We start from the raw sequence: 18,828 nt of genomic DNA, 5'->3' as shown, positions 1-18,828 counted from the left end.
CATTCCTCTAAATTTCACCTACCTTTGCATAGTCAAAAAACCCTATATGAAACACGTACTCTGTTTAGTATTTTTTATATGTTTTAATATGATGAGCCCGCTTCAAGCTCAATTTTCAGATTTTAAACAGGGGCTTATGGCACGTAAAACCTTGTTTGATTACAATACATTTAGGGATAAAGACGCTGCCGCATTTCGTCAATTTCAAAATGGTTTTGAATTGGCTTACATCCGCAATTTTCCTCATAATTTATCTGTAACAGTTCCATTTGGATTGGGTATTTATAAAGACAGCACCGACGAAACAATAAAAAATCCATTTTTTACTCTGGGTGCACAAGGCAATTTACATGTATTAAAATCAAGATGGGCCAATCCAATCTTAGTGGCTGGTGTCAATTTTGTCATCCCAAAAGAAGGCGATTTTGGCGTTGAGGTTCCGCTAGGACTCGGAATAAATTTTATGGTTCACCCACAATTTTACCTGCATTGGCAATCAGATTACAGGTTAAACATTGCAAATTCTGAATCACATATCCAACATCATTTTGGCTTTGTGTATTTATTGGGAAACAAGAAAAACCAAAACAAAGAAGCTGTGATGGAAAAACCTGATGCCGATAAAGATGGTATTATAGACGAATTTGATTTGTGTCCAAATACTCCTGGCCTAGCCAAATTTATGGGTTGCCCGGATTCAGACGGTGATGGCATCCCTGATAAAGACGATAAATGTCCGGAATTAAAAGGTATTGAAAAATTTATGGGCTGTCCGGATACCGATGAAGATGGCATAGCCGACAATGAGGATGAATGCCCGAATCTTAAAGGAATCAAAGAAAACAAAGGTTGCCCTGAAGCAGATGCAGATGGGGATGGAGTCTCTGATAAAAACGACCAATGTCCGGATAAAGCCGGTTTGGCCGAATTTAATGGTTGTCCGGATTCAGATGGTGATGGAATTTCAGATAAAGAGGACAAATGTCCAAATGTTGCCGGTATTAAATCAAAATCCGGCTGTCCGGAAGAAATGAAAAAAGACAGTGACTCAGATGGTATTTCAGATGATCAGGATGAATGTCCGTTTACCGCTGGATTAGCACAATTTAAAGGCTGTCCGGATTCAGATGGAGACGGTGTAATGGATAAAATTGACAGTTGCCCAAATGCTCCTGGACCAGCAAATAATAAGGGCTGTCCGGTAATTGATAAGGCTGACAAAGAAACCCTGGATTTTGCAATGCGTGCAGTACAATTTGACCTTGGACGTGCCACCCTGCAATCTGAATCTTTCAATATTTTAGATAAAGTATCCAAAATATTAAGAAAATATCCGGATTACAATTTGTCTATTCATGGACATACCGACAATTCAGGATCAGCTAAATTCAACCTGGATTTATCTGAACGTCGGGCAAAAGTCTGCTATGAATACCTGATTTCTCAAGGTGTAAACGCCTCCAGATTGAGTTATGCAGGTTTTGGGTCTGCTAAACCCATTTCAAGCAATAATAATGAGACCGGCCGTTATTTGAATCGCCGGGTTGAATTCAATTTAGTACCCAGATAGGTCATAAAACCGATTTTGGCTTTATTATTTTAGTCTATAAGGCTTGAATACTGCTTTTTAGTAGGGTATTCTGGATTATCTTTGCGCCTTCTTAAAAAAAAATCTAATGGCTAATACTTCAGATATTCGGAATGGTTTGTGTATTAATTTTAATAACGATATTTACGTGATTGTTGAATTTCAGCACGTCAAACCCGGTAAAGGAAATGCATTTGTTAGAACCCGATTGAAAAGTTTATCTTCAGGAAAGGTTGTAGAAAATACATTTGTAGCCGGTCATGATGTAGATGATGTTCGGGTGGAAAGGCGAAAAATGCAGTATCTTTATAAAGATGATTCAGGGTATCATTTTATGAACTCAGAGACTTATGACCAGGAGGCAATTGATAGCAATCTGATCGAAAATGGTGAATTCCTTAAAGAGGGAATGGAAGCCGAGGTCTTGTACCATGTTGAAAAAGAAATCCCCTTAACTGTGGATCTTCCTGCCCATGTAGTCATGGCCGTAACATCAACCGAAGCAGGGGTCCGTGGAAATACTGCAACCAATGCACAAAAAATGGCCACTTTAGAAAGTGGGGCATTGGTTAAGGTGCCACTTTTTGTTGAAGAAGGGGACCATATTCGGGTTGATACCAGGACAAAGGAGTATATTGAACGCGTAAAACAATAAATCATGAACTTTAAAGAAATACAGGAACTTATACGTCTGGTCAGCAAATCTGATCTTTCTGTTTTTAAAATGAAAGAAGGTGATTTTGAATTGACAATTAAAACAGGCAAGGAAGTCAAAACAAATCCGTCAATTTCAGTTCCATATATTCCGGCAGCACCAGCAATTCCAGCGAGTTTACCGGTTTCCAAACCCGTTTTAACAGCTGAAGAAACTTCTGCTTCAAAAGCTGCTTCTGAGGAAGAATCCAATTCAAATAAAAAATTATTAGAAATCAAATCTCCCATGGTTGGTACGTTTTATCGGGCATCCGGACCAGATAAACCCCAATTTGTAAAAGTTGGAGATCCGGTTGAAGTTGGATCAACCGTTTGCATCATAGAAGCAATGAAACTCTTCAATGAAATTGAAAGTGAAGTGAAGGGTAAAATTGTTAAGGTATTGGTAGAAGATGCTTCCCCGGTTGAATACGACCAGGTTTTATTCTTAGTCGAACCCTAATTTATACCCCGCATGTTTAATAAAATATTAATCGCAAACCGCGGTGAAATCGCGCTACGTATCATTCGTACGGCCCGTGAAATGGGTATAAAAACGGTTGCAATTTATTCAACTGCTGATCGCGAAAGTCTGCATGTTCGTTTTGCTGATGAAGCTGTTTGTATCGGCCCACCAGCTTCTTCCCAATCCTATCTCAACATACCAAAAATTATGGCTGCGGTTGAAATAACCAATGCCGATGCAGTCCATCCTGGGTATGGCTTTTTAGCCGAAAATGCAGAGTTCGCAGAAATTTGTCATCAATACGGAATCAAATTTATCGGACCTACACCCGATCAAATTCGCAAAATGGGTGATAAGATCACCGCAAAAGAAACTATGATCAAAGCCGGAGTTCCTGTAGTTCCAGGTTCAGACGGTTTATTACAAGATATTGCTCAAGGCAAACGCATCGCTTCCGATATCGGCTATCCGGTTATCCTTAAAGCAACCGCCGGAGGTGGAGGACGCGGTATGCGCATCGTTTGGAAAGAAGATGAATTTGAATCCATGTGGAATATTGCCCGTCAAGAGGCAAAAGCCGCATTTTCAAATGATGGAATATATGTTGAAAAATTTATTGAAGAACCCCGACACATAGAATTTCAGGTGGTTGGCGATCAACACGGACGTGTAGTACATCTATCTGAGCGAGATTGTTCAATACAACGCCGTCATCAAAAATTAGTAGAAGAAAGTCCTTCTCCCTTTATGACTTCCGAGCTTCGGGAACTGATGGGGGAAGCAGCTATAAAGGCCGGTAAATCAATAGATTACGAAGGCGTTGGCACTGTTGAATTTCTGGTGGACAAATACCGCAATTTCTATTTCATGGAAATGAATACCCGGATTCAAGTAGAACATCCGGTTACAGAAGAGGTGATTGACCATGATTTAATTAAAGAACAAATTAAAGTTGCCGCGGGAATACCCATAACAGGTAAGAATTATTTTCCAGCCATGCATGCGCTGGAAGTGCGGATCAATGCTGAAGATCCCTATATGGATTTTAGACCTAATCCTGGAAAAATTACTTCATTGCATACAGCCAAAGGCCATGGCATCCGGGTTGATACCCATGTGTATGCCGGATATACAGTGCCTTCTTATTACGATTCCCTGATTGCAAAATTGATCTGTAAAGCGCAAACCCGGGAAGAATGTATAACTAAAATGGAACGAGCGCTGGATGAGTTTATTCTGGAAGGCATAAAAACCACTATACCCTTTCACCAACAGCTTATGAAAAATCCAGATTTTAGAGCAGGGAATTTTCATACCGGCTTCTTAAATAATTTTAAACTGGAACCCCATAAATAATCAATGAACAAATCAGTTCATTTGCAATTGATTATTTTGTGAAAGCATTTCTGCAATTGATGAGTCTGCTCCGGGACTATAAATACCGAGTATTAGCACATTTCTTTTTTTATATTCTGGCTACACTCTTTACGGTGTTGAGCATTCCAGCGATCATTCCCTTATTTGAAATGCTCTTTCAAAAGCAAATGCCTAGTTTTCAGGATCCGGGTCAGATACAAAGTATCAGTGATTTAATAGGATTAATTAAATACCGCTTTGGTGTTTGGATCAATCAATACGATCCGAATATGCGACTGATGATTATTTGTGGAGGTTTGGCTGCTATTTTTTTTCTAAAGAATTTTTTTAGATACCTGGCAATTCATACCATGGCACCTGTCCGGGTAGGTGTATCAGCAAAACTTCGCCAAAATTTATTTAATAAATTTATGAGTTTGCCACTATCCTACTTTTCTGAAGAACGGAAAGGCGATTTAATTTCAAGAATGACTACGGATGTACAGGAGATCGAATTCAGCATCTTGTCGACCCTTGAAACGCTTGTAAAAGATCCTTTATTGATATTGGGCAGTATGGCCATTATGATTTACACCAGTCCTGCATTGACTTTGTTTGTATTTATGTTGATGTTGTTTACTTCACTTGTCATAGGGGGTATCTCCAGAACATTGAGGAAACAATCAAATACAGCACAGCATTTAATGGGCGATTTAATTTCTGTACAGGAAGAAAGTCTTGGTGGATTGCGGGTGATTAAATCTTTTGGTGCAGAAAATTATGTAATCGGACGATTTAATTCAATCCTGGATGCATACCGAAACATGGTAACCAAAATTTATCGTAGACGGGATTTATCATCTCCTTTGTCTGAGTTTTTAGGAATTACAGTTGTCTGTTGTTTGTTATGGTATGGGGCTAAACTTGTTTTTGCAGATGAAATGTCCGGCTCTGTATTTTTAGCATTTCTCTATGCATTTTTTAATGTAATCGAACCTTCTAAAGCATTATCAAATGCTTACTTTAATATTCAAAAAGGAATGGCTGCCGCTGATCGCATCAATCAGGTATTGAATGCGGAAGACCAAATAAGAGACAATCCCAATGCCTTATCAAAGAATCAATTTATGCACGAGCTGCGATTTGAAAATGTCAGCTTTAAATATCCAAATCAAAGTGCTTATGCTTTAAGAAATATTAATCTGGTGATTCCAAAAGGAAGTACATTGGCCATTGTTGGTTCATCCGGTTCTGGAAAAACAACCTTGGTTGATTTGATCGGTAGGTTTTATGATGTTACTGATGGAAAAATTACCGTCGATGGTATTGACATTCGCGACCTTCGGTTAACGGATTTAAGAAGTTTAATGGGAATGGTTAACCAGGATCCCATTCTTTTTAATGATACCATCAAAAACAATATCCTATTTGGAAAGGACCAACAATCTGAATCTGCTATTTGGGAAAGTTTGAGCGCAGCACATGCCGAGCAATTTGTATCCGAACAAACAGAACAGTTGAATTATACCATTGGGGACCGCGGGATGAAACTCAGCGGCGGACAACGCCAACGATTAACTATAGCAAGAGCCTTAATCAGAAATCCACAAATTCTGATTCTGGATGAAGCTACATCTGCTTTGGATACTGCCTCAGAAAAAATTATACAGGAGGCCATGACAGAAATCCTGGAAGGGCGTACCGCAGTGATTATAGCGCATCGATTATCTACCATTCAACGAGCTAATAAGATCATCGTTTTAAAGGAAGGACAAATACAGGAAGAAGGCAATCATGAATCTCTGTTAAAAAAAGGAGGTGAATACAGCAGCTTCGTATCTTTACAATCATTTCAATAAAAAAATAATAATATGAAATACTTCTACTATTTATTTCTTTGCTTTTTAAGTCTTGGAGTAAGCGCACAAACTACAATTACCAATGCTGTTAGACCAGCAGTGGGTGATTCGTTCAGTTATCGCTACGATACTGTAGTAGCTTCTTTGGTTTTGGGATCTCCTGGACCAAATCAAAGCTGGGATTTTAGTAATTTAAATTCCAATGTACGTCGTTCTGAAGTGTATTTACCAAAGAGTGCAGGTGCAAATGCTGCCAGTTTTCCAACTGCCGATGCGGTCGTTTTTCAAGGAATCACCGAAATGTATTACAGAATGTATGCAAATCGAGTCGATTTATTAGGAACTGCCACCCGCGGTGGAGGTCCGATACCTGGTTTAGGAGGTGCCAATGTTTTTCCTAAACCGGCTACAGTATTGCGTTATCCTGAAAACTATTTAGACTCCCTATCTTATCAAACAATCAGTTCAGTTGCGTTTTCATCCAGCATTCTACCTGATAGTTTATTAAATTCATTGCCCTTAAAACCGGATTCTTTTCGTGTAAATTTTAATACGAAATTTCACAAAGTAGCCGATGCATGGGGAACTTTAAAATTACCAGCTAAATCCTGGGAGGTATTGCGCGAAAAAATTAATACCGTAAGCAAAACAACCATCGATGCCAAAGTGCAATTTCTGGGATGGATTGATGTTACTGGTTTAGCCAGTGGTCTGTTTGCAGGTTTTTTTGGAGATTTAAATACAACTGCATATGCTTTTGTATCCAATGAAACTAAAGGATATATAGCCTATATCACAACAGACAGTCTTGGTTTGCCGGCAGCTGTACAATACAAACCTGATGATCGGATTCAATTACAAACAGCGAATGGAACTAATTCAATTGCTTTAAATCTTTATCCGAATCCGGCTCAAGACGTTCTCATAGTAAGTAATAATTCTTTACCCGGTGGAAGATATACCTATCGCATAGTAGATGTTAATGGGAAAACGATTCAGTCAGCTAAAATTCAATTGATTGAAAATGAATCGCACTCGATTCAAATTCATGGATTAAAGGCTGCGACTTATACATTCCAGTTACTAGACAACAAAGCTCAGGAACTTGGAAATGCGCGGTTTATAGTTAAATGAGAATAGTTATTTCTTTTTTCCTTTAGGATAAACCAATTTCATTTCGTCTACCAACCATTTAGCGCCGGCAAATTTATCTATGATAAATAAAATGTATCTCGCATCAACCATTATGTTGCGACAAATGCTGGGATCATAATTGATATCACTCATGGTCCCTTCCCATACCCGGTCGAAATTTAAGCCGATTAAATTTCCATGCGCATCAATGGCAGGGCTTCCTGAATTGCCGCCTGTGGTATGATTGGATCCAATAAATGCTAATGGCATTTTACCATCATCCCCATAAATACCATAATCCTTATTTTTAAACAAGGTTTGTAATTTTTTGGGGACATCAAATTCATAATCCCCCGGAATATACTTCTCCATAACTCCATCCAGTGTGGTCTTTGAAAGATAATGAACTCCATCACGTGGCTTAAAACCTTCTACTTTCCCATACGTTACACGGAGTGTTGAGTTTGCATCCGGATAATATCTTTTCTCAGGAATCACTTCCATCAGAGCAGTCATGTGCGTACGTCGGAGTGCATTGATTTGTTCTTCCAATTCAAAACACAATTTATTGATATCGTTATTTTGATAAAAATTCATGTCTTCATAAAACTGATAGACCGGATCTGATTTCACTGCATTGATCCAATGTGAATAATCCATAGCCATAAGGGTTGCCAAACTATCTTCATTTGTTAACTTACTGCTTGAATAAAGTGCCTTAGTAAATGCTTTATAATCTGCCTTTTGTTTAATTAAATCTTCTTTTAATGAATTAAAAACAAACGCTGGATTCATCTCTTTAATAAATTGTTCTAATAGACTGGCAAATATTTCCTGATCGATTGAAGTATTGAAGTCCTTAAAATAGGCATTCACATTTTTTAAAATATCTTCCTTATTGCTATTAAATTTTGTTTCACCTCTTCCTTCATACGTATTGATCAATGACTTAACCATTTGGTAGTAATCGTACACATCTACATTTCTTACAAATGTTTCTGCATAGTATTCTCTGGCTTTTGTAAATGGTTCCAATCGTTTATATAAAAATTCCATTTCTGGAATAAGTTTACGATACGATTCAAATTTTGGGTTTTGTTCGACCCGTTTTTGAAAAACGGCATCATCCTGTAACTTTTTATCTAATCCATTGGTAACACGCATTCCAAGGTTTTCACCGATCCATTTTTTCCATGAATTTGCGATACCTGCATATTTTGATGCATACTGAATTTTTGTTTTCTCATCAGCACGCATGTATTTATCCATTATTTTTAAAGTCTTATCTCGCAAACTGATTCGGACAGGATTTAATACTTCAACTTGTTGGCGGGTAGCTTCATATATTAAATACTCCGTTGTCCGACCTGGAAAACCAAAAACCATGGTAAAATCTCCTTCTTTTATTCCACTCAAAGAAATTGGAAGAAAATGTTTCGGTTTGTATGGAACATTGTCTTTAGAAAAGGCAGCAGGACGATTGGCTTTATTGGCATAAATTCTAAAAAGTGAAAAATCACCCGTATGTCTTGGCCAAACCCAATTGTCTGTATCTGCTCCAAATTTTCCGATTGACTCTGGGGGGGTACCAACCAAGCGAATGTCATTAAAAGTTTCAGTCACAAAAGCAAAATATTGATTCCCATTATAAAAAGAACGGATCATCACATCCTGATCTGCCATTCTAGGTAACACAAGTTTTAACTTTTCAATATTCTCATCAACTTTATTTCTTCGCTGGAGTTCACTCATTTTTAAATCAACACCCTCCAATATGTTGTGGGTAACATCTTCTATGCGGACGATCAATGTTGCAGTTAAACCTGAACACGCATGCTCTTCAGCTTTATTTCGTGCCCAAAATCCATCACGTATGTAATTTTTTTCTACTGAACTCAGCGCTTGAATATAGCCAAATCCACAATGGTGGTTTGTCAACAACAAACCTTCGTTTGAGATAATCTCCGACGTGCAGCCTCCACCAAATTGAACGATGGCATCTTTTAAAGAACCTTTGTTGATATTGTAAATATCATCTGCAGAAATTTTCATTCCCATAGATTTCATTTCCTTCTCATTCAAAGATTTTAAAAAAATGGGAAGCCACATGCCTTCACCAGCAAACAGGCATTGAGAAATGGTCAAAAAGCAGATTGCAAAAAAATAATTCTGTTTAAACATTCAATTTAGATTAAAGTTAATGTGTTCCGCAAAGGTACACCGGAAAAAATATTTTATAAAAAGGACTTATTCAATCATCTGAAAAATGGTATAAACTGTGGTTAGTATGAACAAGGACGCTAAAAAGAGAAAAAATGCAGTTAATACTCCGGCAACTACAGATTTCCATAATGCATTTTTAAAATAAGAATGATAAAAATAACTCGCAAATACGATTGGAAATAGAGGCCCGATAATATTTCTTAAAATCTCTGCATCTCTCCACAGGGCAACCATAAAATACGTTGGAATGTTAATCAACAGTCCGGCACCAACTATATAACAGAGCATCACATTATAATTCACAAATACAGGATCGTTTTTTCTAAATATTAAAAAAGGCCCTAAAGCCATCATAGGAACAGAAAACGCATAAATTAAAGAAATATAATTCTGTATAAATAAATTGAATCGTTGTTCCAAATCCGATGAATTGGTATCAATTTCACCAAAACTCACTTTGAGCGTCAATGCAATAAATAAGTTGACGCTTGCCCAAAATAGCAGAAATTTTACCGGGTGATAATATTTTCTACGCTCTCCTCCTATAAAAGCCCGGGCAATTTTCCCAGGTTCCTTTGCTAAAACCTGCAGGGTAACCACCATTTTCTGTTCCCAATTTGTAATGGTTTCAAAAACTACCTGAAAAAGCGATTTTAGGTCAAGTTCCTTTTTACCGTATTTTGCACCACACTGTCCACAAAAACGGGCAGTGACTTCCCCACCACAATTTGGACAATAATGCACAGCCACGTATTCAGATTATTTCACTTTTACAAATCGCAATTCTATTTGCTGCTCAAAACCATTAAACTTTAGAATATAATCTCCCGGGATCAATTGACTGACATTCAACTGTATTGTTCCAGGTGATTTTTGTTTAATAGAAACTGGGCAAATCTGTCCGGATGCATTGATAACCATAAACTCCGGAGTATTGTATTGTAGCTTATCAAATTGTAAATACAATATATCATTTACCGGATTTGGATAAAATCGAATATCGGACTTTGTCAGATTTGAATTTCCAACAAGTGTTTCAACAACAATATTCTTACGAGAAACAATACATCCGTTCGCATCTTCAATTTCAAGATCGTATACACCCGGTTTTAAATCAAAAATAGCAGGGTTGACATCAATTAAAGTTCCATTTTGAGAATACGTGTATTTGTAAGGAGCAACACCTCCTTGTGCCATTGCCATGATGCTACCATCCGTTCCACTTGAATTTTTAATCGCAAGGCTTACTTTAATTTCATCGGGTTCATTTATTTGAAAGGTATCCAATGTCTTGCAATCATTCGCATCTGAAATTGTTAAATAATAGATTCCTGCTTTAAGATTTGTTATCCATTTGCTTGTATCTCCAGTGGACCACAAATAGTTTAATGGAGCTTTTCCGCCAGATTCGGTGTACGCCAAAGATCCAAGCGCTTCTCCATAGCACTTATTATGAACAAATTGTTTGTTTTGGATAGCAGGAGATTCCACTTTATATATGTTAGTATTAAAGTAAAATGAGCAGTTTCCGGATTTATTGGTTAACTCCAATTGATAATCTCCTTCCTGAATGATATCAATAAAGTATGCCACTGTATCAAATCCATTTGCATGGGTCCACCGATACGTAAAATTGATCGTATCCATAGCTAAATTTGGAATTAATCGAATGGTTTGATGATTGCAATCAAAATAGGGATGGCTTGATTTGATTTCAAGATTGGGTTTGTTGAGTACCCGAATATATATAGTATCCAATCGCTTACAACCTTTTTCAGAAGTAAATTCCAAACTGTAATTCCCATTCTTTTGGATACTAGTAAACAATCCAAGATCTATTTGTGGATTATTCAAGATGCTTGTATCTATTCCAGGTCCTTTCCATCTAAAAATACCTTTTAAACTATCCTGAGCTTTTAATCGGATGGTAGATCCAGCACATATTTTTAACGTGTCAGCTTTTTCAAAATTCTTTTTATTTACAGCTACTTCAAGATTAATTACTGCAGGTGCACAATCCGGCAAATCAATTGAATAAAATCCTCTTCCAAAAGTTGAAATATAAAGTTTGCGTTGAGTCTGATGAATTTTAAGATCTGTCACAGCAGTATGAGGTAAGCCTATCCCATAATATTGCCAATCAATATTGTCTGCATCAGAAAAGAAAACACCTAAATCTGTTCCAACAAATAAAGTGTTTGATGCTTCATCAAATGCAATACAAGACACCGGAGTGTTTACAAAATTTTTTGTGATATTGCTCCAGCTAGATCCTTTATCTTTGGATGTCATCACTTTTAAAGCTCCATAACCACCCCGTGTACACCACATTCTGTTAGTATCCTTTGAATGAAATTCAATTCCTGTAATTTCAAGATTGGTAATTAATGTTGAATTTTTCCAAGTCTTTCCAAAATCTTTTGAAACATACATAATATTAGCCCGAAATCCCATCAGTAAATTTGTATCAACCGGACTTATTTTAATGTCTCTTAAGTCGTTGTCTTTATTTCCTGTTAAATTATTGGTGAGTTTTGTAAAACTATTTCCCCGATTAAAACTCACAAACACATCATTATATCCTATGATAAACGTTTTTGGATTTTGAGGATTTAAACTAAATGGAGTAACCCATTGTCCTGGCAATTCAGCACCGATGTTTTGAGTAATTTCATCAAGATCATTAAATCCATTGGTTGTACGATACACTGCATTGCCACCCCAATATTCTGTATAGGCAATGTTTTGATTTGTTGGATCTATTACCTGTGACATGGCATCCCCACCGTTGGTATTAGCCCAGGATCCATTTGCGCGTTTCAACCAACCCCCATTATCCTGACTGCCTCCAATGAGCACAGGAGGTATGGTTGTAGAAACACCCATTTTATAAAATTGTGTAATTGCCAATCCATTGACTAATTCATCCCATTGCCCTGTATTTTCATGATATCGGTACAATCCACCATCACAACAGAAATACAATTCATTTTTTACTTTTGGATGACAGCTGATAAAATGATGATCTGCATGAATTTCAGGATATCCTTGACCGCTGGCCCACCAATCAGTAATTTGCTTCCAGGTTTTGCCTTCATCCGTTGATTTATAAATCACCACATACCCACAATACAAGATTGATTTATTTTGTTGTGAAAAATACATCACGGTATTTTCTGGCATGTCAGACACATAGTTAAAGTCTTTTCCACTGTTTTTAGAAATGTAAAATTTCTTAGCTCCATCCACACTCATGTTAATGCCTACATATTCAGGATCATTAAATGTTGTTGCTAAACGAAAAAATGCCTTTTGTAAGCCAAAATTCGTTGCCTGCGTAAATGAATTTCCACCATCATTTGATTTGAATACATTGCAATTACCCCAATAATCATTGAGGGCTGCATATACAACGGAGGTATCACCAGGTTTGAATTTAACATCGGAGTAATTTTCCGGACGAATTTTAGTCCAACTGGTTCCTCCATTAAATGTTTTATAAATACCATCATTGGTTGCTGCAATCAATATGGAAGAATTGAGTGGATTCATTTCCAATGCATAAATCACTTTATTGTCGGTAAGTTTCCAATTAAGGGAAGTTGGTTTCCAATTCAATCCACCATCAGTAGTCTTGTAAATTCCGATGTTGTATTGCCACCATCCATCTTTTTCACCCAAACTGACATAAAGCGTATTGGGAGCTTGAGGATCTATCAATACAATCCCTACTGGTTGATATGGAAGGTTATCCCCGATGGAACTATAACTTACCCCGTTATCCGTGGTTTTCCACAGTCCGCCATTGGGCGATGCAACAAAAAATGTATTTAGTTGATTAGGATGAAATGTAATGTGTGTAGTCCGCCCCATTCCCCAATAGCCCCCAGAATTTCTATTTGGACCCTCGTGTTTCCATGAGGGTGCATTTCGATAGGTGGTAAGAGCTTCATGATTAATTTGATTGTACAATTGCCATTGTCTTTGTATATCAGGAAAGGTGCCCCCTTCGGTAACCCGGTCTCTCCAGAACCATTTCCAGCGTTCGAATTTCAATTTTTCGTCATCCAGAAAATCTTTTTTCTTGCGTTTCTTTCGAAAAATGTTTTCCCTATAGCTTTCATCCTCTAATTTGTTCTTACGAATTAATTTTTCGGCTTTGCTACAGATCTCCGGGTAAGATTTTCCTTGTTCTATGTAATCCTGAAGCAATTTTACCTGCGCCGATGAACTATTTAAAAAACCTATTAAACAGATCAGTCCAATTAGTATTCTCATATTAAAACTTTGCTCAAAATTAAGGCATTAAATGCCGAAAAACCCTAAAAAAGGCATAAAAACAGGGTGAATATTAAAATTAACTAAATTTATAGTAAATTTGAACGAAGAAGCATATTTCAAATACTAAAAAATTTAGCCATGCGGAATGCATTTCTTGCAAGCATAGTTTTTCTTTTTGGCCTTTCTCTGAATGAAGTTAAAAGCCAGGAAGGTGTTGAAGATTTTCTCAATACCTACATTGATGACAACACCGGGCCTTTCGTACAGCCCCTTTTTGAACTTATGACTGCAAACTTAAATACAGGTTTAAGAGAATGGTCAGCCATAGACAGCAGTTTTTATATACGGATTGGTATTAATGTAATGAGTTCCTATCCTTCATCTTCACAAAGAACCTTTACTGCCAAAACAAATGAATCTTTTGAACCTTTTTCAACGGCAGAAGCACCCACGATTATAGGTGCTGTTGAACCGGTGGAAGTAGATGGTGTTAATGGAACCAGTTATATATTTCCAGGTGGTTATAATTTGAAGGCCTTACCCATGGCCAGTCCACAAATAACAATTGGTGGTTTGTTTAATACCGAACTGTCGGGTCGTTATTTTGCCATCGAATTGGATGACAATTTAGGTTCTTTATCTTTATTGGGATTAGGCTTTCGACATGCCATCAATCCATACTTTCCAAAACTACCAATCGATCTTTCGGTTGGATATTATTTTCATCAGTTTAAAGATGATCCTTATATAAATTCAAAAATGCATTTGGGATCCTTGCACATTGGCAAATCGGGTCGTTGGTGGTCTTCGCAGCTTATGTTAGGCTATCAGGATGCTAAAACAGATCTCAGCTATACCTATACCAAAGAGGAAGAAGTAAAAACGAAAGAACTTAAAATCGGCATTGACAATCATTTTGTTGCCGAATTATCTGCTTCTTTAAAACTATGGATTCTAAATATCCATGGTGCAATTAATTATTCTGGACCGGTTACCGGTGCCTTAGGTTTATCCTTAGATTTTTAAAATTTTTTAAAAAAAAGATCATGAAAAAATTAGCACTTTTCTCGATGCTGTTTATTTTAATGTCCGGTTGTTGTGGCCTTGAAGAATATTTAGGTGGTTCAGATGACGCGTGTTTGGATCAAATATTTACAGAAACACGGAAAGTAACTATCAAAGCACCATTTACCATCAATGATGCAAAACCATTTGGATATGCCAATAAAATAACTGGCGCAAATGTTAAAAAAGCTATGCAAATTCCAGCAGATGCAACGGTAAGAAAAGCATCGCTAAATTCAGCTAGGCTAAATTACACAAGTGCTGCAGACAATGCCTGTCGCAGTCTCTTTGTTGATATACATGTTGTAACGACTGACGGTGGTTTTAGTTTTCTTTTAATTGATCAACAAAATTTATTTCTACCACTTTTAGCTGGTAGTACCTTAATCAATAATCAATTAAATACTAAAGGAGTTACGGAACTCAGAAGAGCAATCGAACGATATGCAACCAACACCTTTGACACTGATTTAAGTTTTACGATGACCGGAGAAGGTTTACCCAAAGGAGCACTGGCACACTTTACTTTAGATATCGAAATGGAACTTAGTATTGTGTATGAAGTATGTCGTTATGCACCCCTGGGTGCAGGGGAACGCGTATGCGAAAAATAAACAGAAGCTCTCTTTAAAATCTAAAAAACGGCCGCTCGACATTCCAGATTCCAAAAGGAATCATAAGCAAGATAATAATAAATCCAGCTAAAAACCATTTAAATGCCACTTCATATTTGGCACGGTCTGTTGCTTGCTTTTTGGATTTAATACTTCCGATTTGAGCAATTGCAATACCCAGAATCATACCGAAAATATGCTCGACACTCCAAAAACGAGTTTCTGAATTTTTCATAGAAGCTCCAAAATCACTGAGTATGTTTTGCATCATTGGTGACACAAAAAAATAGAGGATTAATCCGATTACCAATTGGGTATGCAACGAAGCTATAAAAAATGTATTCCATTTCTTTACCGAAGGATTGTAGGTAAGGTCAGATTTCCAGCCTTTATAATTTTCAAGAATAGTCCAAACTGCTAAAGCCAATACGACCCATCGCAACCAGGAATGTAATACCATTAATACATCGTACATATCTATGCATTTTGTTTAAAGAATTACCAAAGATAAAAGATGCTTGTTTAAATTTTGCAAAATAATTATCAATCATTAGGAATCCGGTATTTCTACTATATTTGGTCAAACAATGTTCTATTTTACTTAACTCTTATCCTTTTTGATTATGTCTTATTTGGAAACCATTAAAAATGCCTATCAATCGTATTGGAATTATTTAATAAATGAAATCAGCAACCCCAGTTGGCACAATTACTTTTATTGGCTTATAGGGGTTTCTTTATTTGCATTTACCTTAGAACTCCTGTTTCCATGGAGAAAAAATCAAGGACGTTTCCGTGAGGATTTTTGGCTTGATGCGTTCTATATGTTTTTCAATTTCTTTATTTTTTCATTAATCGTTTACAATGCATTTTCAGATGTGATTGTAAAGATGTTTAACCAATTTTTAGCCTGGTTTGGAATTCAAAATTTAGTAGCAATTGAAATTGGTGGCTGGCCACTCTGGCTTAAATTACTAACGATGTTTATTTTGAGGGATTTTATTCAATGGAATGTCCATCGACTCTTACATCGGGTACCCGTTTTATGGGAATTTCATAAAGTTCATCACTCTGTTCAACAAATGGGATTTGCAGCTCATTTACGTTATCATTTTATGGAAACATTCGTTTACCGTACCCTGGAATATATACCCCTTGCAATGATTGGTTTCGGATTGACTGATTTTTTTGTTGTACATATATTTGCGCTGGCTATTGGTCATCTCAATCATTCCAATATTTATCTGCCGCTTGGACCGCTTCAATATATTTTCAATTCACCTCAAATGCACATATGGCATCATGCTGAGAATTTACCTAAAGGATCCTATGGTGTTAATTATGGATTGAGCTTAAGCATTTGGGATTATTTGTACGGTACCGTGTATATGCCTTCCAATGGACGTGATGAAAAATTAGGATTTGAAAATTGCGATACATTTCCAAAAAGTTTTTTTAGTCAAATGACACAGCCTATAAAAGCGGCCTTGAAAAAATTAAAGAATTAAGGTTTAAGGAGGTTAATAAAGTCATTGCTTCCTATCAGGAACTTTATCTTTGCAAAAAATATTCATGTCATTTCCGTTTCAAATAAAGTCCAAATCAAGCTATGACGAGTATTACAGAAAAAGCGTTGAGGATCCAATAGGATTTTGGGCTGAGATAGCATCCCATTTCAATTTTCATAAAAAATGGGACCATGTTTTGTCCTGGAACTTTAAAGATCCCCGGATTAAATGGTTTGAAGGTGCTAAACTCAACATTACTGAAAACTGTATTGACCGTCATTTAGATACTAAAGGAGATCAACTTGCCATTTTGTGGGAGTCAAATAATCCATCTGAACCAGAACGAAAAATTACATACAACGAGTTGCATCAGTCAGTTTGTGAATTTGCAGCCGTTTTGAAAATGCATGGGGTACAAAAAGGAGATCGGGTTTGTATTTACATGGGGATGGTTCCAGAATTAGTGATTGCCATGTTAGCCTGTGCACGAATTGGTGCAATCCACAATGTGGTTTTTGGCGGATTCAGTGCTCAAAGTTTGACGGATAGGATCCAGAATGCAGAAGTAAGTTGTGTCATTTGCTGTGATGGAGCATTTAGGGGCTCCAAATCAATTGAATTAAAATCAATCGTCGATGAAGCCTTGTTAGAATGTCCTACTGTGAAAACGGTTATCGTCTATCAGCGTACCCATTATAAAACACAAATGAAAACAGGTCGTGATTTTTGGTGGCATGAAGAACTATCTAAAATAGATCGGGTAAAGTCATTAAGCATACCTCCCGAATCCATGGATGCTGAAGACATGTTATTTATTTTGTATACTTCCGGATCTACCGGTAAACCAAAAGGGGTTGTTCATACCTGTGCAGGTTATATGATCTATACTTGCTACAGTTTTGTAAACGTATTTCAATACCAGGAAAAGCAAATTCATTTTTGTACTGCTGATATTGGCTGGATCACCGGACACAGCTATATTGTTTACGGTCCATTGTGTGCAGGAGCGACAACACTGTTATTTGAAGGCATTCCTACCTGGCCTGAACCAGACAGATTCTGGAAAATTGTTGATAAATTTAAAGTTGAGATTCTATACACAGCGCCAACTGCCATTCGAAGTCTGATGAGTTTTGGCAATTCCTGGCTTCAGGATAAAGATCTTTCAAGTTTAAAAGTTTTGGGATCTGTTGGTGAACCAATAAATGAAGAAGCCTGGGAATGGTATTCTGAACAAGTTGGTCGCTCCAACTGTCCGATAGTAGATACCTGGTGGCAAACCGAAACAGGAGGCATATTAATTTCAAATCTTGCCGGTGTCACTCCTCAAAAAGCAACGTATGCAAGTTTACCATTACCTGGAATACAGCCTTGCCTCGTTACTGATGAAGGCCAGGAAATTTTAGATAATGAAACTGATGGATTTTTATGCATCAAGTTTCCATGGCCTGGAATGCTTCGAACCACTTATAAGGATCATGAACGATTCAGGAAAAATTATTTTGATCGATTTGAAAATCTCTATTTTTCAGGAGATGGGGCAAAACGAGATGTAAATGGATTTTATAGAATTACAGGCCGGGTGGATGATGTTTTAAAAATCAGTGGACATCGGATTGGTACTGCCGAAGTTGAAAATGCCATTAACAGCCTGGAAGATGTAACAGAAAGTGCTGTAGTAGGATACGCACATCCAATTAAAGGCCAGGCTATTTATGCCTTTGTAATTTACAATGGCCAGGAGTCTGATTTTGAAATACTAAAAGCTAATATTAACGTTCACATTATGGATCATATAGGGCCTATAGCAAAAGCCGATAAAATTCAATTCGTAAACGGATTGCCAAAAACAAGAAGTGGGAAAATAATGCGCAGGATTTTACGAAAAATAGCAGAAGGGGAACTCCATGAATTAGGGGATGCCTCTACCCTGCTCGATCCCGCAGTAGTAGATGATATCATTAGAGGCAGGCTGTTGTAATTTAATTTTGATTCAACTAAGAAATCGCAATCATTTCTATTTATTTAAATACTAAATAAG

The 18,828-nt window shown here is 37.0% G+C and carries 14 protein-coding genes; 10 read left to right on the top strand and 4 right to left on the bottom strand.

Annotation, left to right across the window (positions count from 1 at the left end):
* Positions 1-46 precede the first annotated feature (46 nt).
* The 6 genes from IPJ80_09845 to IPJ80_09820 all read left to right on the top strand — a co-directional run bounded on the left by IPJ80_09845 (position 47) and on the right by IPJ80_09820 (position 7,096).
* Positions 47-1,570, top strand: coding sequence for an OmpA family protein (locus IPJ80_09845; GenBank protein ID MBK7913786.1), 1,524 nt, complete (start codon positions 47-49; stop codon positions 1,568-1,570).
* A 106-nt stretch (positions 1,571-1,676) separates the two neighbouring features.
* Positions 1,677-2,243, top strand: a complete 567-nt coding sequence (efp, locus tag IPJ80_09840) for an elongation factor P (protein MBK7913785.1) — start codon at positions 1,677-1,679, stop codon at positions 2,241-2,243.
* A 3-nt stretch (positions 2,244-2,246) separates the two neighbouring features.
* A complete protein-coding gene (accB, locus tag IPJ80_09835) occupies positions 2,247-2,744 on the top strand; it encodes an acetyl-CoA carboxylase biotin carboxyl carrier protein (GenBank protein ID MBK7913784.1) in 498 nt (165 codons plus the stop codon).
* A gap of 12 nt (positions 2,745-2,756) precedes the next feature.
* Complete coding sequence (accC, locus tag IPJ80_09830; GenBank protein MBK7913783.1) at positions 2,757-4,103, top strand: acetyl-CoA carboxylase biotin carboxylase subunit; 1,347 nt, start codon at positions 2,757-2,759, stop codon at positions 4,101-4,103.
* Between the two features lie 38 nt (positions 4,104-4,141).
* Positions 4,142-5,962: an ABC transporter ATP-binding protein gene (locus IPJ80_09825; GenBank protein MBK7913782.1), complete on the top strand. Its 1,821-nt coding sequence runs from the start codon at positions 4,142-4,144 to the stop codon at positions 5,960-5,962.
* Positions 5,963-5,974: 12 nt separating this feature from the next.
* Complete coding sequence (locus IPJ80_09820) at positions 5,975-7,096, top strand: T9SS type A sorting domain-containing protein (GenBank protein ID MBK7913781.1); 1,122 nt, start codon at positions 5,975-5,977, stop codon at positions 7,094-7,096.
* A 6-nt stretch (positions 7,097-7,102) separates the two neighbouring features.
* On the opposite strand, the gene IPJ80_09815 is transcribed toward IPJ80_09820, so the two are convergent.
* The 3 genes from IPJ80_09815 to IPJ80_09805 form a co-directional block, all read right to left on the bottom strand.
* The gene (locus IPJ80_09815) at positions 7,103-9,277 is read right to left on the bottom strand and encodes a S46 family peptidase (protein ID MBK7913780.1); all 2,175 of its coding nucleotides are present in this window, start codon (positions 9,275-9,277) and stop codon (positions 7,103-7,105) included.
* Between the two features lie 66 nt (positions 9,278-9,343).
* On the bottom strand, positions 9,344-10,069 hold the full coding sequence (locus IPJ80_09810) for a DUF3667 domain-containing protein (GenBank protein ID MBK7913779.1): 726 nt from the start codon (positions 10,067-10,069) through the stop codon (positions 9,344-9,346).
* Positions 10,070-10,078: 9 nt separating this feature from the next.
* Entirely contained in the window at positions 10,079-13,597 is a 3,519-nt protein-coding gene (locus IPJ80_09805; protein MBK7913778.1) for a T9SS type A sorting domain-containing protein, read from the bottom strand.
* Positions 13,598-13,738: 141 nt separating this feature from the next.
* Here IPJ80_09805 and IPJ80_09800 point away from each other — a divergent pair, with 141 nt between their 5' ends.
* Entirely contained in the window at positions 13,739-14,626 is an 888-nt protein-coding gene (locus IPJ80_09800) for a hypothetical protein (protein MBK7913777.1), read from the top strand.
* A 20-nt stretch (positions 14,627-14,646) separates the two neighbouring features.
* On the top strand, positions 14,647-15,279 hold the full coding sequence (locus tag IPJ80_09795) for a hypothetical protein (GenBank protein MBK7913776.1): 633 nt from the start codon (positions 14,647-14,649) through the stop codon (positions 15,277-15,279).
* A gap of 13 nt (positions 15,280-15,292) precedes the next feature.
* On the opposite strand, the gene IPJ80_09790 is transcribed toward IPJ80_09795, so the two are convergent.
* Positions 15,293-15,754: a hypothetical protein gene (locus IPJ80_09790; protein ID MBK7913775.1), complete on the bottom strand. Its 462-nt coding sequence runs from the start codon at positions 15,752-15,754 to the stop codon at positions 15,293-15,295.
* A 148-nt stretch (positions 15,755-15,902) separates the two neighbouring features.
* Here IPJ80_09790 and IPJ80_09785 point away from each other — a divergent pair, with 148 nt between their 5' ends.
* Positions 15,903-16,787, top strand: a complete 885-nt coding sequence (locus IPJ80_09785; protein MBK7913774.1) for a sterol desaturase family protein — start codon at positions 15,903-15,905, stop codon at positions 16,785-16,787.
* A gap of 64 nt (positions 16,788-16,851) precedes the next feature.
* The gene (gene acs, locus IPJ80_09780) at positions 16,852-18,768 is read left to right on the top strand and encodes an acetate--CoA ligase (GenBank protein MBK7913773.1); all 1,917 of its coding nucleotides are present in this window, start codon (positions 16,852-16,854) and stop codon (positions 18,766-18,768) included.
* Positions 18,769-18,828: the final 60 nt, after the last annotated feature.

Source organism: Saprospiraceae bacterium, from assembly GCA_016714025.1.
Lineage (GTDB): Bacteria > Bacteroidota > Bacteroidia > Chitinophagales > Saprospiraceae > Vicinibacter.
Note: the sequence above shows the minus strand (reverse complement) of the source record. Positions and strands in the feature narration are given on the sequence as shown.

Excerpts from the sequence above, each read along its gene's own strand:
- IPJ80_09795 (MBK7913776.1), top strand. The coding sequence starts at position 14,647 with ATGAAAAAATTAGCACTTTTCTCGATGCTGTTTATTTTAATGTCCGGT.
- accB (MBK7913784.1), top strand. The coding sequence starts at position 2,247 with ATGAACTTTAAAGAAATACAGGAACTTATACGTCTGGTCAGCAAATCT.
- efp (MBK7913785.1), top strand. The coding sequence starts at position 1,677 with ATGGCTAATACTTCAGATATTCGGAATGGTTTGTGTATTAATTTTAAT.
- IPJ80_09820 (MBK7913781.1), top strand. The coding sequence starts at position 5,975 with ATGAAATACTTCTACTATTTATTTCTTTGCTTTTTAAGTCTTGGAGTA.
- IPJ80_09805 (MBK7913778.1), bottom strand. The coding sequence starts at position 13,597 with ATGAGAATACTAATTGGACTGATCTGTTTAATAGGTTTTTTAAATAGT.
- IPJ80_09845 (MBK7913786.1), top strand. The coding sequence starts at position 47 with ATGAAACACGTACTCTGTTTAGTATTTTTTATATGTTTTAATATGATG.
- IPJ80_09800 (MBK7913777.1), top strand. The coding sequence starts at position 13,739 with ATGCGGAATGCATTTCTTGCAAGCATAGTTTTTCTTTTTGGCCTTTCT.
- accC (MBK7913783.1), top strand. The coding sequence starts at position 2,757 with ATGTTTAATAAAATATTAATCGCAAACCGCGGTGAAATCGCGCTACGT.
- IPJ80_09785 (MBK7913774.1), top strand. The coding sequence starts at position 15,903 with ATGTCTTATTTGGAAACCATTAAAAATGCCTATCAATCGTATTGGAAT.
- IPJ80_09815 (MBK7913780.1), bottom strand. The coding sequence starts at position 9,277 with ATGTTTAAACAGAATTATTTTTTTGCAATCTGCTTTTTGACCATTTCT.
- IPJ80_09790 (MBK7913775.1), bottom strand. The coding sequence starts at position 15,754 with ATGTACGATGTATTAATGGTATTACATTCCTGGTTGCGATGGGTCGTA.
- acs (MBK7913773.1), top strand. The coding sequence starts at position 16,852 with ATGTCATTTCCGTTTCAAATAAAGTCCAAATCAAGCTATGACGAGTAT.